The sequence below is a fragment of the Jeotgalibacillus campisalis genome, from assembly GCF_000829515.1.
GTDB classification, from domain to species: domain Bacteria; phylum Bacillota; class Bacilli; order Bacillales; family Jeotgalibacillaceae; genus Jeotgalibacillus; species Jeotgalibacillus campisalis.
On record NZ_JXRR01000021.1, the window covers coordinates 89319 to 105634 of the forward strand.

A 16316-nucleotide genomic window follows, 5' to 3' on the forward strand; every position below is an offset into this window, starting at 1 on the left:
TTAGCTAAATCGAAACTGTGTATGTCATATCATACTAACTTGCGACACCAATCGCAATAAGTTTTCAGAATATATTAATATTTTCATATATTAAAGCGTTTTCATTCTGCAATGATCACTAAAAAGGCCCTGAGACGGTCTCAAGCCTTTGAACACCGCGAATTGGAGCCACCGTTTAGCGCTGGCAGTCAGAAAAGAAAATCTATTGGAACAAAAAACCGCCCGGTCAATGACCGGGCAGCATCTGTCTGCTACTTCTGCTTTTTAGGGAGAATTTCTATCTCCAGACTTTTCTTTATCTCCAGGTATTGATAAGAAATGGTTAAAGTTCCGCTTTTCTTCGTTTTGATTTTTCCCTTTTTCCATTCTGCAAGGTCCGGAGGAGTCAGCTCCATAAAGAGCTTGTCCGGGTCCATGGCAAATCGGTTTCCATCCTTATCAATAGCTGTTGCTGTGAGGCGGATGTTCTTTCCTTCTATGACTGCTTCGTTATTTGGACTAAGCTCAACGTTGACAGGCTTAATGTTGAGCGAATCAACCACAGTCACTTTAATTGTGCTGCTTTTTCCTCCGGACACTGCTGTAATGTTGGCTTTGCCCGGTTTTATTGTTTGAATGGTTCCATCGGCCAGTACTTTTACTGCTTTTTCATTATCAGAAGTCCACACGGTATGAACCTCTTCAAAAGAGCTTAAGTTAACAAGATAGTTTCCGGAAATCTCTCTAAAATCGCCGAAAAGATTGAGGGTGCGCTTTGCTCCCGCTGCCATTTTCATTTCGCGTTTTTCATTTAGGGCATCGTCTATGATCGATACATCTGTCAGCAATGGATTAAATCTGTAATCCATTCCTGCTTTTGTAACGGCAAGAATTCCGCTGCCCAGGATATTTCCTTTATCATTTGATACATATCCTTTGCTTGCTCCGTTACCTGTAATGGTATAGTTCACTCCGTCTACTTCCCATGTTTGAAGAAGATGAAGGTGACCGAACAGCACTTGGATATTAACATTTTTATTTTTTTTCTTATAGGATCCGAGAATATCTTCAAACTGCTTAGCATCTGCCGGGTTCATTTCATGCTTTGTGCCGAAATCGTCTTTTGTCGTGTTATGGGTCACGACAAGGACATTCTTCTTTTTATTTTCCTTAAGAAGTTTTTGAAGGTAATGAAACTGAGTCGGATCAGAGGCAGAAATGCTCTGTCCAAACGCACTGTTCAAGCTAATGATAAGCGTGTTTCCATATTCAAAATGATACGTTGGGGATCCAACGATGGCTGAATAGAAATCGATGTTTCCCTGGAACGATTCATGATTTCCCGGCGTTGCGAAAAACGGTTTATCCCCTAGTAATGCAAGATCACTCCCGGCTCTGTCCCATTCTGACTGAGACGAGGTATCCACCATGTCACCGACATGCATAACAAAGTCTGTTTCTTCTTTTGCAGCCCGGTCAAACAGGCGTTTTGAGTACATAAATCCTTGTGTATCCGGCAAAATAGAAATGGCAAATTGATTGGCCTTTTTCGGCTGTTGAAGCTGTTTTGTATCAAAGTGCTTTACATACGGAGTCATGACATTTCCGCTTTTGTCTTTGGCTTCAATGATAAAAGAATGCTGTCCATCTTTTAACGGCTTTTCAGGTACGGCATATGCCCAGCCTGATTTTTCATCATAGTGAACAGGTGCCTGCCTGCCGTCTATTTTCACAGCAATGCTGCTTTTCTTTACGCCGCTCTTTTCATCTTTAAGCTTGAATGTAATTCGGGGTTCTGCTGTTTTCTCAACTGCTTTCCCCGCTGGCGTCACATTAGAAAGAACCGGTTTTTCGTTATCTTCACTTAAATCCACTTCGATTCTTTTATCAACAGAGGGAACAGACAGATTTCCATTCGTGTCACGGGCTGAAGCTGTCAGATGATAGGTTCCTTCTGCCAAATTGTCAGCAGCAGCTTCTACTCTGCCTGTATCAGTATCATATGTGTGGGGAATCTTTTCACCGTTTATTTTCACTTCAATTGATTCAGCATCCACGCCTGATTCTTCGTCAATCAGAAGAGAAGAAAAATCGATTTTATTTTCGTAAACGGTATTACCTGCAGGTGTAATCTCTTTAAATTCAGGACCGTTAAAGTCTTCTGTTTCATTTGAATAGATATATCTCATGTGATCGAGATAAACACTTCCGCTGTAGTCAGGAATGCTCTTACTTGTTTCGACAAAATACAGATAGTTGAAAACAATCGGCAATTCCCAGTCCTGAGGAAGCTCAACTTCAAGGTATTTCCAGCCAATCCAATCTACTTTAGGAGCAAGATCAAGCGTTTTGTTTACATTGTTTGCTTTGAAAATCAAGCGTGCCCACGGCGCTTTACCGTCTCCGTACACCCACATGCCGAATTTCTTCGGTCTGATGTCTGTTTTGTAGGTTTCATACATAGAATCAGCAAGCTCGTCGGACCATGCTCCAGATGCTGATTTGTACCAGTGGGGAACCACATTAATCGTACCATTGTACTTACGTTCCCATTTCTTTGAATCATAATCAATGCGCAGGCTGCTTTCACCGAATTTCGCTTGTTCGTTTGACAGCTGATGGGTTCCGCCCATAAATCCCGTTACCCCATAGCCTTCGGTTGGAAAGGTTTCATAGTCATCGAGTACTTGTTCTTTAAGACCTATTAATAGCTCAACCTGTCTCTCAAGCGAGCCAAGCTTTGCAGTTACTGTTGTCCTCGTTCCTTCAGGTACATCTTCTCTAACTTGAATGGTGCCGTCTGCAGTAATTTCTCCGTACTGCTGATCCATCTCCCAGTCAATAGCATCTCCTGAAAGGATCACGTCTTTGCCGTCTTTCACGGCTTCTGCATCAAGTTTTCCCTCTTCACCGGGCTGAAGAATGATAGGACCCTTATCTGTGAACTGAAAATCATCGACCTGATCAATGACTGTCACGGATGCCCCGCCGCTTACACCGTTAATGACGGCCTGCACCTTATCTGTTCCTTCCTGATCAGGTGCCTTATACAATCCAGTTTTATCAATTGTTCCTTTAGATGCTTCCCATTTGATGGAGCGACTGGCAATCATGACAGGGTTGCCGTTGCTGTCTGTTGCTTTTACACCGAATGGAAAAGAAGCATTTTTGAAAATCGTGAGATCCTTTTCAACGATGACTTCTCCGATATCATCTGTTTTGCTTGAATGATTTACAAAAAGAATTCCGTTTGTAATAGATCTTGATTGCCCGTCACTCGGGTGGTTGGCCGTTTCAAGTGCACTCTTCCCTTTTGGCTGGACGATCATTTCAGTTGATCCTCCGCCATCAAGGCCAAGTGCAGAGACTGCACCATGCTCCTCCATGATTTCGGCCATTTCTACCAGCGTTACCCCTTGGCTTTTATCAAAAAGCGTACTTGGTTTGTCGATGGTCATTGTAATGACCTTTTGCTCTGCTGTAATTCCAATCGCAGTTCTGGCACTTTTCAGCAGCACGTGACTGCCGTATTTGGATTCCAGTTCGTCTTTTGAAAGAGCCTTTCCATCCTTAACTAGCCAGTTGTAGCCGCCTGTGGCTTCTGTTATATCATTCTTTAAGACTCTGTCTTGTCCAGTAAAAAGATCAAACTGGAAGGAGATCTCCATGCCTTCTTTTAATTCATTTCGGATTATCTCCGCTTTTGAACCAAATCCGGTTATGATCACACTGTCTGATGGAATGTCAATGCTCTCATAAGAGGAGTAGATTTTTTCTATTTTTCCGGAGTAGGCCTGTCCTGCTTTTATGGCAGAAGCATCTTGTACCTTCTTAACGACTGCCATGGCTCCATTCTTAATGAATGTCTCATTGCGGTCATCAAAGGTAAGCACGCCCTTTTGATTTAGCTTTGGTGTGAAAATGCCAAGCTTTTCTCCAGCATTTTCACTGCGGTTCAATGTATCAATTTTTACATTTTTGCCGCTATAGGTCAGTGAACCTCTCATTTCAACTTCGCCGATAAAAGGTTTCTTATCTTGATCAATGGCAAAAACAGGATGATGAGAAACGCCTGAAGGATAGCTGTGATTGATTAGAAGATTGCGGTTTTGGACTTGGAGCGTCATATTGATGCCGGTCTGCATATTAAACATATCTGCATTAACACCTGCAACAATGTCTTTCCCTTTAAATTCCTCTCTCGCAGCTTGTGACGGAAGTGGCTCTGCAGCAACGACTCTTTCAAGTGCCTTGGATGTGACAATAGATACATTTGGGTTGGTAAGATCCGCTTCCAGCACATTTACTCTTTGGCTTTTGCCCGCTGTTCCGCCGAAATTTACGATTTCCTTTTCCGTGTGTGTAATACCTGAAGAAATTTGTTCCGTTTTTAATACTCTGATTTTCTCTGAAGACTCTGTTTCTTCTCCAAGAACAGCAGATGACATAGTCAGCAGCGTACAGGCAATCAAAATAGCCGCAACATTCTTTTTCCCTTTCATCTTGCACCTCCCAATAGTTGTAAGTACTTCTTTATTATAGAAGGCAATTGTTAATAGAATTTGTTATTCTTTTTAATGCTTGTAAACTTTAAAGTTCTAAAAATACCATTAGTTCCTCTTTGTAATAAAGTAAAATACACTTTTTCTTAATGTATATATGAGTTTACTTGATGAGATAAAGCTGTCGAACGAAGATTTGCTTCCCCTTTTACGTGTGTCGAAATTTCCAATGGGTTTTGGGATAGTTTTGGTTTACCATTTCTTATTTGGATGTGATTTCAGATGCTCGTCTCATAGCTTGTCCCGAGCCTTTCCATGTGAAAAACAGCAACCTCTAAAAAAATGGAGTAAACCCTTATCCCACCTGCCCTTTTTGCTCTTTGCCCATCACCATTTTCCGGTTTTTATCATATAAAGAGAGTAGCTTACTAGATTTTTCTCTGGGCAGTTGAACCAGATAAAAAAGTCGGGCAGGCTGCGAATGAAAAATAAAAATGGAGGAGTTAAGTTGAAGAGAAATAAACGGATTTTATTTTCCAGTTTGACAGATATCTTCATCATTTTTGCTTCAGTTGCCGGAAGCTGCTACTTGCTGCTTGGACCTTATTTTAGTGATTTCCTGCTTGAAGCTGTTTATCTGACATTGCTCTACTCCCTCACATTCATCGGAGCATTTTTATACTTTAATGTGTACAAAAATTTCTGGCGGTATGTGAGTCATTATGAGTTTTATCTCATTTCAAAAACGGCAATCCTGTCGATTTTAGTTTGCTGGAGCGCGCAGGTTTTACTTGAAAAGATTAACGGATATGCGATTCCATTTGCTTTATTTTTGCTTAGCTGGGTTTTTATTGTTGGCGGAGTATCATTTATCAGGATTCTCACAAAAATACGCTACAGTCTTAGAGAGACCGGAAATGAGAACGGACGGCGCACGCTGATTATTGGCGCAGGCAATGCAGGACGGCTTGTGCTGAATGAATTAAGAAAATCACATAACTCCCCTCTTTATCCTGTAGCCTTCATCGATGATGCGCTGGATAAGCTGGATGCAGAAATAAGCGGCATTCCAATCGTTGGGTCCCGTCACGACATTCATAAAGTGATTAAGGAGTACGCCATTGAAACTGTTATTATCGCGATTCCTTCCGCCTCTGGGCCTGAGATTTCTGCAATTGTTACGATTTGCAAGGACCATCAGATTGATGTGAAAATTCTCCCGAGAATTAACGATATTATTAACGGGCGGATTGCGACAACCATCCGGGAAGTAAAAGTAGAGGATTTACTGGGGAGAGCTCCAATTAAGCTCGATCTTGATTTAATCGCAAGCTACTTAACCGATAAAGTTGTTCTTGTCAGCGGGGCAGGCGGGTCAATCGGCAGCGAGCTGTGCAGGCAGATTGCTCAATTCAGTCCATCCACCCTCCTTCTTCTTGGTCATGGTGAAAACAGTATTTACTTGATTGAAAGAGAACTGAGAAGCCGTTTTCCTCAGTTGGAAATTGAGCCGATCATTGGTGACGTACAGGACCGGAAAAGGATTCAGCGTGTTTTCCGCGACTTCCATCCACAGGTTATTTTCCATGCTGCTGCCCACAAACATGTTCCCCTCATGGAATACAATCCGACAGAAGCCATTAAAAATAATGTATTTGGGACACGTATCATGGCTGAGTGCGCTCATGAAAGCGGGGCAGAAAAATTTGTTCTCGTTTCTACGGATAAAGCGGTTAACCCGACGAGCGTCATGGGAGTTACCAAACGAATTGCCGAGCTTTACATTCAGCACATCAACTCCTTCAGCTCCACCCGTTTTGCTGCTGTGCGCTTTGGAAATGTTCTGGGAAGCAGAGGAAGCGTGATTCCTTTATTTAAACAGCAAATTCTTGAAGGCGGCCCCATTACGGTCACTCACCCTGATATGACCCGGTATTTTATGACCATTCCTGAAGCAGTTCAGCTTGTGATCCAGGCAGGAGGCCTATCAACAGGAGGCGAGACATTCGTACTTGATATGGGAGAGCCGGTAAAAATCAGCGACCTAGCAAGAAATCTAATTACCCTATCCGGTCTCACGCCAGGTAAAGACATTGAAATAAAGTACTCCGGAATGAGGCCTGGTGAAAAGCTTTATGAAGAGCTGCTGTCAGCTGAGGAAGGCAATCGGTCCTCAAAGCATGAACTGATTTTTATTGCGCAGCCTGTGCAGATAGAAACTTACAATATGCCGGAGAAAATCCAAAGACTGAAAGAATTGATTAAAAATAATGAAAAAGAAGAACAAACAGAAGATCTTAAAATGTGTTTAAAAGAAATTGTCCCGTCCTATTTGCTATCAGCCGATGAAAACGGACAATAATTCGCTTCTGTTCAGTCTCCTGATGCATGCTCAGAAAAAACCTCCAGAAAATGATTCAGGAATCGATCATCGAATTCGTGAATCTCTCTGAAGGTTTTTTATCGTTTTTCCTGCTGAAGCGATTTCCTGAAGACAGTAAGCTGCGCCTGATCTTTTGCTGTATAATCCTGCTCATCCTTCAAGCCGCCCACTCCATTTGCAATCCCGACAATCTGGGTAGGCTGCTGAATGCGGTCCACCACAATATCCCCGTCATTGCCAATGATTCCTCCCGCCACCACTCTAATGCCGTTGTCCCATTTCACTTCTCCTTGAATATTTGTATAAAATTCCCGTATATACTGAATCAAATATAAAAGCGTATGAGGAAAAGCCGCTCTTACATCCAGCCGGTAGCAGGTAATCTCCTTACCGCTCGCTTCTAAAATAAATTTGGGGGTAAAGTTATTAATTCCTCCATCCAGTGCCACGCTCTTTGTTTTCATAATGACGGCCATTTCAGGTGGAATGACATGAGAGGATGAGGTAAACGAAATCAGACAATCCAACTCCAGAGGCTCATAGGTGCCGGTTTTAAGATAGTGAATCTTATTCTTCGCAAATTTAGGAAGAAGATAGTTCAATACCTTCACAATCTCTTTTGTTTTTTCATCATTTCTGGAGCTTAAATAAATGCTGCAGCCCCTTTCAGCTAATCGCAGGGCGAGCTTGGAACCCAGATTTCCTGCTCCATAAATAAGCATTTTTTTGTTTTCGAGCTCATCTTTAAAGGAATGCCGGAGAAACAAATCGGCTGCTTCAAGCGTTGTATCATTTGGTTTATATGCGATGATTCGGGCGTTTTTCACAACGGTTTTTGCAATTTGCAGTAAATCAATCTCTTTTTTTGATTCGATATCGATAAATAAATAGGCGACATGGGGATCTACTAATGAAAATAATTCCCTGGCGGCGTCAGGTGAAACGACCAGGAAATTGATCGCTTCATATCCAAGTGCCGTTCTTCTTGGCAGAACAGCAAATGGCAGGGAATCTCTGGCAGTGGTGCCGACTGTTGCAATCCGCTGCTCAAAGGGACATGTAAAGCTGTTTATCTCACTTACTATTCGATTTTCCACAGTATCACCTATCCTTCCCTGAGGTGGAGGGAATGCATGTGTGTAAATGCTGGCTTAACAGGAAGGGCATTGTGCATTTTCAGCACTGAACAAAAAACGGGAGCAGAGCATCAATGACTTTATTTTGCTGAGATGGGGTCAAATTTGAGCCGGAAGGGAGACAAATTCCAGATGCAAACAGCGAATCACATACACTGGTTTGTTCGTCGTGAGGATAATAATCGCAGTGAGCATATAACGGCTGTCTGTGCATGGGCTTCCATAATCTTCGGGTTTCAATGTTCTGTACTTCTAGGGCCTCTATAATTTTCTCAGGAGGAGCGGTGATCACAGAGGAATCAAGTGTTAAGGCAGTAAGCCAGCGGGTTGACCGTCCATGCTGTGTTTCGGGCATAAAGTGAATCCCTCTTAAGCCGCTGAATGCTTCCTGATAGCGGTTAAAAACTCTTCTGCGTGCTTCCACCCGATCGTCCAACACCATAAGCTGCCCGCGGCCAATTCCAGCAAGGACATTGCTCAGGCGGTAGTTATACCCTGTTTCGCTGTGCTGATAGTATTTCGCAATGTCTTTTGCCTGTGTGGACCAGAAACGGATTTTTTGCAGCGCATCCATATTATCTGAGACTATCATGCCGCCATTTGAAGTGGTGATGATTTTATTTCCGTTAAATGAAAAAATGCCAAATTCACCAAATGTTCCACTGGCTTTGCCTTTATAGGTGGCGCCAAGGGACTCAGCCGCATCCTCGACAATCGGCACTTGATACGGCTCACAGATTTTTTTTAGTTCATCATAATCTGCACTCTGTCCGTATAAATTTACTGCAACAATGGCTTTCGGCAGCTGTCCACTTTTTTCAGCTTCCTCTAAAGCCCGTTTCAGCGCCTTAGGACTCATATTCCAGCTCTCCGGTTCCGAATCGATGAACACCGGTTTTGCCCCCTGGTAGAGGATCGGATTTGCACTTGCTACGAATGTAAAGGAAGAACAAAAAACAACATCTCCGGGACCTATCCCGAGAGCTCTAAGCGCTAAATGAATAGCTGCTGTTCCGGAAGTGACCGCAACGGCCCCTTTTGTCCCTGAGTAAGCCGCTACTTCTTCTTCAAATTTGGTCAGATGCGGGCCTACAGGAGCAATCCAATTTGTATCGAAGGCGTCATTGATAAACAATTGCTCGGCTGAACCCATATGTGGTGAAGATAGAAAAATCCTTTCCGGTTTAGCGCCCATCCCGTCTTCACATCACTTTCCTGAAAGGTTTTTATACTGGCTAAACAGATCATTCATACGTTGTTCAAGGCCTGATTTTTTGATGACATTGGACCAGGATAAGGATTCCAAAAATTCCTTTTGTATGGACTGAGGGGGGTGGCTGATCAGTTTCTTTTCCAAATCCTGCAAGGAAGCATCCACGGTAATAAAAGACAGATTGTGTTTTTCTTTAAAGTAGTTGACCCACTTATATTCCGTTGAGATAATCCTCAGGTTCATGGCTAAATACTCCAGCAGCTTTGTGGAAGTTTGAAGGTTATAGGGGTATTTATCCGGCATATAATTAATGCCGTAAACAGCTTGAGAGGCGTATTTTGGCACGTCTTTGTACGGGATGCTGCCTGTAAAAATAATATGATCATCTGCTTTAAATTCTTCATAAATATCATCCGGTACAGATCCAATCATTAACAGGGTGCGTTTTTCCTTCAGCTGTTTAAACTGTCTGAGAAAACGATCGATTCCCCTGGCTTTTGTAATCGCGCCAATATAAACACAATCATATTGCTTCACCCTGTCCTGATAACAAAAAAAAAGATCATCTACTCCCATGTCCCGCTGAAGAGAAACGACCTCATCTTTAAACTGCATTCCATTTTCAACAAACTCATTTAAAAAAATCCGGAGGTCCGGCTTTTGATTCAGTTTACGTTTAATCATATTTTTCCCCTTTGGAAATATGCCTGTAGATAACGATGCGTATTCATGAATAAGCGGCATTCCATCGGGTGCTGACCGATCAATTCCTGGAAAAGTCCACAGGGCATCGAAGTCAGAAAACGAAAAAGAGCCGATTTGAGCAGAGTCGAAAAATTTAAAACCGCTGTCTTTTATATCAAAATATTGAATGGTGGCATCTATTTGAGGCAAATAAGCTTTAGTAGAGTTCATCATGAGAATTTTTTTCATTTTGCTCCCTCCTTCTGCCGCTTTATAAATACGTTTCTTCCTGAAGACGCGGTCTGATCCATTTTGCCGGCGCTCCGTACACGACACCCAGATCGCCAAAATCCTTGGTTACCGTTGCGCCTGCCCCCACCACCGTATGATCTCCAATGGTTCTTCCATGAAGGATCCTGGCGCCAAGTGAAACCGCAGAATTGTCTCCAATCACAACGTTTCCGCCTAAATGTGCGCCAGGTCCAACGCTTGAATAATCTCCAATTACACAATCATGAGCAACAGACCCAAGAGTATTTACAATACAGTGCTCCCCAATACTTACATCACTATTAATAATTGCCCCAGCCATGATGGCGGTGCCGGCACCGATGTGACATCTTGGACTTACATAAGCAGTTGGATGAATAATCGTGATAAATGGAAAGTTTGGATTTGATTTTTTAATCACATCCGCTACTTTTTTCCGTGACCAGTTATCGCCAATTCCAATAATTCCGCCAAAAACAGGTTCTTTTATCGTTTTAATCGAAGCTGTGTCACCTAACACAGGATAGCCTTGAAAATGCGATGGCCGCACAGGATCATCATCAATCAACCCTAAAATTCGAAACTGAGGCATGTGCTCAATAATGTCCACAATTACCTTGGAATGACCTCCACAGCCGATGATAATTAAGTTCTTACCCACTCCATCCCGCCCCTTCAAAGGCTTTTCACCTGTTTAATCTTGCTGATTCCAGAGCTTTTTATAGATGGTATCCATTTTCTTAAGAATAATAGGCAATGAATACTGCTCTTCAATTACTTTTTTGCCAAGTATGCCAAATTTCTTTGCTTTTTCCTCGTTTTCAAGCAGTTCCTTGCATTTTTGAGCAATCTGGCCAGGTGACTTCACATCGACTAAATATCCTGTTTTACCATCTTGGACTAAATCCCGGTTGCCGCGTATATTGGTCGCAATGACCGGAATTTCCATTGACATCATTTCCATAATAGACCGTGGAAGGCCTTCTCTCATTGAAACAAGCAGTCCGATCTGTGCAATATTCACGACAGAAGGAACATCTTCAACAAACCCAACGCAGCGAATATGCTTTTCCAGCTTCTTGTTCCAAATCTCCTGCTGGATCTCTTTTTGCAAGCGTCCTTTTCCAATTAATAGAATGACAAAATTACTCATTTCTTTTTGCAGCAAAGACGCCGCTTCAACAACATCTATTTGTCTTTTGTTTTCATTCAGCTCTGCGATATGCACGATTACTTTGGTTCCGGGAAGGAGCCCCAATTTTTTTCTTACCTTCTCAGGTTCTTTCAAGAGGCTACTGTCTCGGTTAAAGCGATCATTATCCACACCTATCCCTTTAACATAGTGAAGTGAGAGGGCTGGGAAAAGTCTTTGAGCTTCTTTTAAATCATCTGTGTTTGTCACAATTAGTTCAGTTGTTTTAAAAGAGGCTATTTTTTCCATAGTTTTAAAAAAAGTATTTTTCCACCTTGATTGATGTTCATTAAAATGAAAACCGTGGGCAGTATAAAGAACCTTTTGTTTTTTCAGGGCAGCCATTCGGCTAATAAAAGAAGAATTGGGTGTATGCAAATGCAAAAGAGTGTAGCCTTTGCACAGACGCCTCATTATAAAATAGGCTTTCACGTTTCCTAAATGAAAAGGGGAACGGCTAAACGGAACATGATGGACCTTTACTCCCAACTTGGTCAGAAATTCATCTGAAGCCCCGTCCGTATTGCAAGCCACTCCTACTTCATAACCCTGATCCAAAAAAGATTGAATATGAGGAATCAAAAAGGCTTCTACCGTCCGGACTATTGTCGTTACAAAAAGAATCTTTTTTTTCATAAAGGCCCAGCTCTCTTATTCTTCTTTCTTGTTGTAAAGAAAATCAGCGGAAGAAGCATCGCCATAGCGGCAAGCCGGTATCGATAAATTGAACCAATATTCGGCAAGCTGAAGGAAACCGCGAAGAAGATAGAACACGCATAAAGGAAAATCATTTTTCCTGTATGATTATCAAAAATGTCTTTTCTGTTTTTCCACATATAGTAGTAGAGGACATACCAGCAAAGCATCTCAAATGCCGACATTAAATAGATTGCTTGGCTGAATGAAAACCATTGCCACGGGAATGGAGCAAATATTGAGAATGGAAGCTGAACTAGCCAGCGGATTTCAGGAGAAAACAGTGTAACGATGTGAATGCCTGAACCTCCGTCGAGCGCAATTTCATTTATTCTCTCCACTCCTTCATTAGAGGTCGATGTATCAAACGTCTGCAAAATGATATCTCCGGCTGAAGTGGCACTAAATACGCCCACTGCTGCGACAATAAGTATACAGTTGCGGAGAAAACTGCTGTTTCCTCTGAAAAATTGAACAGCGAGATAAAGTAGCACAGGTATCGAAATGGCCAATAAAAACTGCGGGCGCATATAAGAAATGATCATGATTCCACTCAGACCTATTAGAAGATCTCCCACCGAAATTTTTGCTTTTGTCAGAGATAAAACCAAAAAACTCGAGAGAACCATTCCAAATACAACAAAGGCATCTTTCAATAGTGAAATGGACCAGAAAACCGCACTTGGAAATAAACTCCATAACAAAGACGCTGTTACCGCTGCTTTTTCCCCTCCCACACGATCGCCAAGTTCATACAGAAGCGGTACAATAATGACAGAAACTCCAAGATTAAATAGCTGAGGTATCATCATATCAATGCCCAGCAGATTATATAAAAAGGCTACGAAAATGGTATAGGACAGATTTCCCTGCAAAGCTTCATACCATGAGTGTGTCGCCAATGCTTTGACTGCATCTCCGTGATAAGCCAGTGCGTCAACATCACCCGGAAAAAAACCGTCTAAACCATTTTGAAAAGAATAGATCTTCAGCAATATCAGCATCACAATACGAACCGATACGGCTAAAAAAATAATCTTCAATACGAGAGGCGGATGGCCAAAGAGTGTAGAAAAAAAGACAGCTGTTAAACATGACACCATAATAATCAGCACATAAATAGCTGCCTCAGTGCCAATAATGGGCACAAAAGCACCAAAAACAAGTGCAAGCCCTGCCCAAAAAAACAGCCATAATACTTTATCCGGTAAATTAATATTAATTTGCATTCGATCACCTACCAGTCTTTAGTGCATAAATTACGTAATGACAATGAAGCAATTAAACGACTTTACTTAGCTGTACATTTCTTTCCCTTTTTTAATTTTTCCCCCGCAATTTTAATCCCTAGACTTTTATAACCAGACAGCAGGGTGATTTTGTTTGATGAAATCAAAAGAAAGATGAGATAGCCCAGTAAGTAAAAGCCGATTTGCATTAAAAAATGAATATGAAGGGATTCAATGATTCCCATCAGACCGATCATCATCCCAAAAGGAAGCAGGATTATGGCGAAATGACGAATATAATCCGCCCACTTCAAGCCCATATCGCGGAAACAGACAAACATAAGAAGAAGCGGGTACATCATGTAGGAAACAGCAGTGCCAATAGCTACACCATTAATGTATAGCCCCGATCGAATCATGATCAGATTGACAATTGCGTTAATCAGCACACCGCAGCACAAAACCTTAAAATAACTCCACTCCTTATGCACTACAGTTAAGTAGTGGGCGTACAGCATCGCCCAGATAAAAAAGAACATGCCCACGATCACAATTCTCGCAGCTGTCGTCCCTGCCACATACTCAGGCATAAAAACCTCTACAAACCAGGGAAACATAAAAAATGCGATACCCAGGAGAACTGGACTGATGTAAGATAACAGAATGGTCGGCTCCAATATGATCGGCATCAGCGCTTTTTTACTTCCCGTGGCCCCGTAATGGTAATTAATTTTCGGATACATCACCTGATGAAAAACTGATGGCAGCACCATAATTCCCTGATAGATAAATGCGATAATGCCATACAATCCTACAGATGAAGAGTCATAGAAAGCAAAAATCAACAATCTGTCCATAGTTGTAAATAAACTGAGCAAAATTCCGATCAATGTTATGCGGAAACCGTACTTCAGCATTTTTTTAAACAAGCCGCTATGCCATTTCAGCTGAATTTTGGTCTTCATTTTTATCCGGCTGTAAATCAGGGCAGCCAGACTTCCGATCAGCACACCAAGAAATAGACCGTATATTCCAAAGAAGATGGCCCAGAAACCCATCACTACATATTGAAGAGAACCAATAATCAACTGAATGACGGCTACTTTATTAAATTGCTGAACCGTTAAATAAAAGTGGTTAAAAAATAAAACCAGATTTTGAAACGGGACCAAAAGCAACGCCACGATCCCCATAATCGTTTCAACGAAGGTCAGCGGGAGGACCAGCAGCACAGTAACCCCTAAAAAAGACATTCCTGAGGACATAAGAATCCACACCAGGGCTGTGCTTCGAATATCATCCGCTTTCTTAAATCTGCCCTGACCAAGCATTCTGGGGACATCGCGGCTGAAACCTTCCAATATGCCAAACTGCATATAATAGCCATACACTAAAAATAATGAATAAATCAGCCAGATCCCATATTCTTCCGGACCCAGTATATTCCGTATCCAAATACCTGTAACAAAGGAAACCGCAGCTGAACAGGCAGAAACGATAAAAAGATTGGATGGATTTTCTTTAGTTGGCATGCTCCTCATGATCTCCTTATGAAGTCGGTGTATTCACCTTGGTTTCGGGGAGGGCAGCTTGATACGAATTTTACTTTTGTTCCTTGAAACGGTGAATGGCAAATGTGAGCCACATTGAAAAGATCAATGCCAGAACAAATGTAATTCCCATAATCAGCTTCGGCTGAGGAAAAACCGGTTCTTTATTTACGGTTCCTTTATTTAATACCTTGGAGTTTTTATCTTCTAAGCTCATAATATGCTGTACTTTTTGATCAAAAGAAGTCGAAATTGCATTGGCTATAAGCGCTGCTTCCGTCGCGTTTGTATATTCCACCCGCAATTCAATTACCTGGGAATCCTGTGTATTGGAAACAGACACGTCTTTTTCTTTAAAGGTAATGTTTTGACCATCCTTTTGAAGCCGGTTTTGTGCGTCTTTCAAAATATAAGGACTTTTTAAAATATCCTGATAGGTTGAGACCAGCTTTAATGAATCATCGATGTGGTTGGTCAAAATTGGACTTTCCTTTGTTTGTTTTCCTGCAACCACGATATTCACCTTAGATTCGTAGGTAGGTTCAATTACCTCATACGATATATAACCGCTCGCTGCCACTGCCACTGCTGTAAAAATAATCACAATCCATAATCTTTTTAAAACAATAGAAAAAAAGCCTGAAAAACTTAATTTTTTGTCATTCATCTGTTTGATCTTCCTTTCTTTCAAAAAAATACAATTCATCTGCCAATCCAGTTCTACTTTGTGCTTTCTTCTGAACCAGTGCCTTTAAATCGCTTCACCGTCGCAGAATCGGGATAGCTGACTCCTTTTGGACGTACGACTCTCATCACCGTCATCCAAATAATTTTCACATCAAGCCAAAGAGAATAATGCTCCACATACCAAACATCCAGCTCAAATTTTTTCTCCCAGGAAATCGCATTCCTGCCATTTACCTGCGCCCATCCTGTTAAACCAGGTTTAATATTCAGTCTCATTGCCTGTTCATGGGTATACAAAGGAAGGTATTCCATCAACAGCGGACGCGGTCCAACAAAACTCATTTCTCCTTTCCACACATTCACCAATTGAGGAAGTTCATCGAGTGAATACTTCCTTAAAAACTGGCCGAAGGGTGTCAATCTGTCTTGATCGGATAATAATTCTCCTGACGCAGAAAGAGCATCCTTCATCGTTCGGAATTTATAAATGGTGAAAGGAATGCCATGAAGCCCTGCACGGATCTGCTTAAACAAAATGGGCGAACCGATTTTCACAAAAATTAAGCACCCAAGAACAGCAGCCAGCGGAAACAGCACTATGAGGAGAATACTTGACAATAAAAAATCAATCAGCCTTTTCATCCTGACACCTCTCTGCATTACTATATGGTTTCAGGCTTAAATCAGTTACACTAAAAAAACAATTCCACCCATCAATAAAAAGTGTTCCAGATCTGCAAAACCAAAGCTTCACGTATAGGCGGAACAACGAAAAAAGCAAACCCGAAATGATAC

Annotated in this window: 11 protein-coding genes; 1 reads left to right on the plus strand and 10 read right to left on the minus strand. The window is 41.8% G+C overall.

The features are described from left to right. Positions 1-251: 251 nt before the first annotated feature. Entirely contained in the window at positions 252-4481 is a 4230-nt protein-coding gene (locus KR50_RS15685) for a phosphodiester glycosidase family protein (RefSeq protein ID WP_041060825.1), read from the minus strand. 508 nt (positions 4482-4989) lie between these two features. Between KR50_RS15685 and KR50_RS15690 the strand changes: the two genes are divergently transcribed. Beyond that, positions 4990-6843, plus strand: coding sequence for a polysaccharide biosynthesis protein (locus tag KR50_RS15690; RefSeq protein WP_041060827.1), 1854 nt, complete (start codon positions 4990-4992; stop codon positions 6841-6843). A gap of 98 nt (positions 6844-6941) precedes the next feature. Here KR50_RS15690 and KR50_RS15695 read toward each other — a convergent pair whose 3' ends face one another. The 9 genes from KR50_RS15695 to KR50_RS15735 form a co-directional block, all read right to left on the minus strand. Continuing rightward, a complete protein-coding gene (locus tag KR50_RS15695) occupies positions 6942-7961 on the minus strand; it encodes a Rossmann-fold NAD(P)-binding domain-containing protein (RefSeq protein WP_041060830.1) in 1020 nt (339 codons plus the stop codon). 79 nt (positions 7962-8040) lie between these two features. Next, positions 8041-9195, minus strand: coding sequence for a DegT/DnrJ/EryC1/StrS family aminotransferase (locus KR50_RS15700; RefSeq protein WP_041060833.1), 1155 nt, complete (start codon positions 9193-9195; stop codon positions 8041-8043). A 12-nt stretch (positions 9196-9207) separates the two neighbouring features. Next, complete coding sequence (locus KR50_RS18065; RefSeq protein WP_052477164.1) at positions 9208-10146, minus strand: glycosyltransferase; 939 nt, start codon at positions 10144-10146, stop codon at positions 9208-9210. A gap of 22 nt (positions 10147-10168) precedes the next feature. Next, on the minus strand, positions 10169-10828 hold the full coding sequence (locus KR50_RS15710) for an acetyltransferase (RefSeq protein WP_041060970.1): 660 nt from the start codon (positions 10826-10828) through the stop codon (positions 10169-10171). A gap of 33 nt (positions 10829-10861) precedes the next feature. After that, the gene (locus KR50_RS15715) at positions 10862-11995 is read right to left on the minus strand and encodes a glycosyltransferase family 4 protein (protein ID WP_041060835.1); all 1134 of its coding nucleotides are present in this window, start codon (positions 11993-11995) and stop codon (positions 10862-10864) included. Further along, positions 11992-13284, minus strand: coding sequence for a hypothetical protein (locus tag KR50_RS15720; RefSeq protein ID WP_041060838.1), 1293 nt, complete (start codon positions 13282-13284; stop codon positions 11992-11994). Before KR50_RS15720 ends, KR50_RS15715 begins: the two co-directional genes overlap by 4 nt. 62 nt (positions 13285-13346) lie before the next feature. Beyond that, positions 13347-14816 (minus strand): oligosaccharide flippase family protein, encoded by a 1470-nt coding sequence (locus KR50_RS15725; protein WP_041060841.1) that lies wholly within the window; start codon positions 14814-14816, stop codon positions 13347-13349. A gap of 70 nt (positions 14817-14886) precedes the next feature. Next, on the minus strand, positions 14887-15501 hold the full coding sequence (locus KR50_RS15730; protein ID WP_041060844.1) for a YveK family protein: 615 nt from the start codon (positions 15499-15501) through the stop codon (positions 14887-14889). A gap of 53 nt (positions 15502-15554) precedes the next feature. Continuing rightward, entirely contained in the window at positions 15555-16163 is a 609-nt protein-coding gene (locus KR50_RS15735) for a sugar transferase (RefSeq protein ID WP_041060847.1), read from the minus strand. Between the last annotated feature and the right edge of the window lie 153 nt (positions 16164-16316).

Bases quoted from the DNA above. Each gene is read 5' to 3' on its own strand.
- KR50_RS15685 (WP_041060825.1), bottom strand. From the start codon at position 4,481: ATGAAAGGGAAAAAGAATGTTGCGGCTATTTTGATTGCCTGTACGCTG.
- KR50_RS15700 (WP_041060833.1), bottom strand. From the start codon at position 9,195: ATGGGCGCTAAACCGGAAAGGATTTTTCTATCTTCACCACATATGGGT.
- KR50_RS18065 (WP_052477164.1), bottom strand. From the start codon at position 10,146: ATGAAAAAAATTCTCATGATGAACTCTACTAAAGCTTATTTGCCTCAA.
- KR50_RS15715 (WP_041060835.1), bottom strand. From the start codon at position 11,995: ATGAAAAAAAAGATTCTTTTTGTAACGACAATAGTCCGGACGGTAGAA.
- KR50_RS15720 (WP_041060838.1), bottom strand. From the start codon at position 13,284: ATGCAAATTAATATTAATTTACCGGATAAAGTATTATGGCTGTTTTTT.
- KR50_RS15725 (WP_041060841.1), bottom strand. From the start codon at position 14,816: ATGCCAACTAAAGAAAATCCATCCAATCTTTTTATCGTTTCTGCCTGT.
- KR50_RS15730 (WP_041060844.1), bottom strand. From the start codon at position 15,501: ATGAATGACAAAAAATTAAGTTTTTCAGGCTTTTTTTCTATTGTTTTA.
- KR50_RS15735 (WP_041060847.1), bottom strand. From the start codon at position 16,163: ATGAAAAGGCTGATTGATTTTTTATTGTCAAGTATTCTCCTCATAGTG.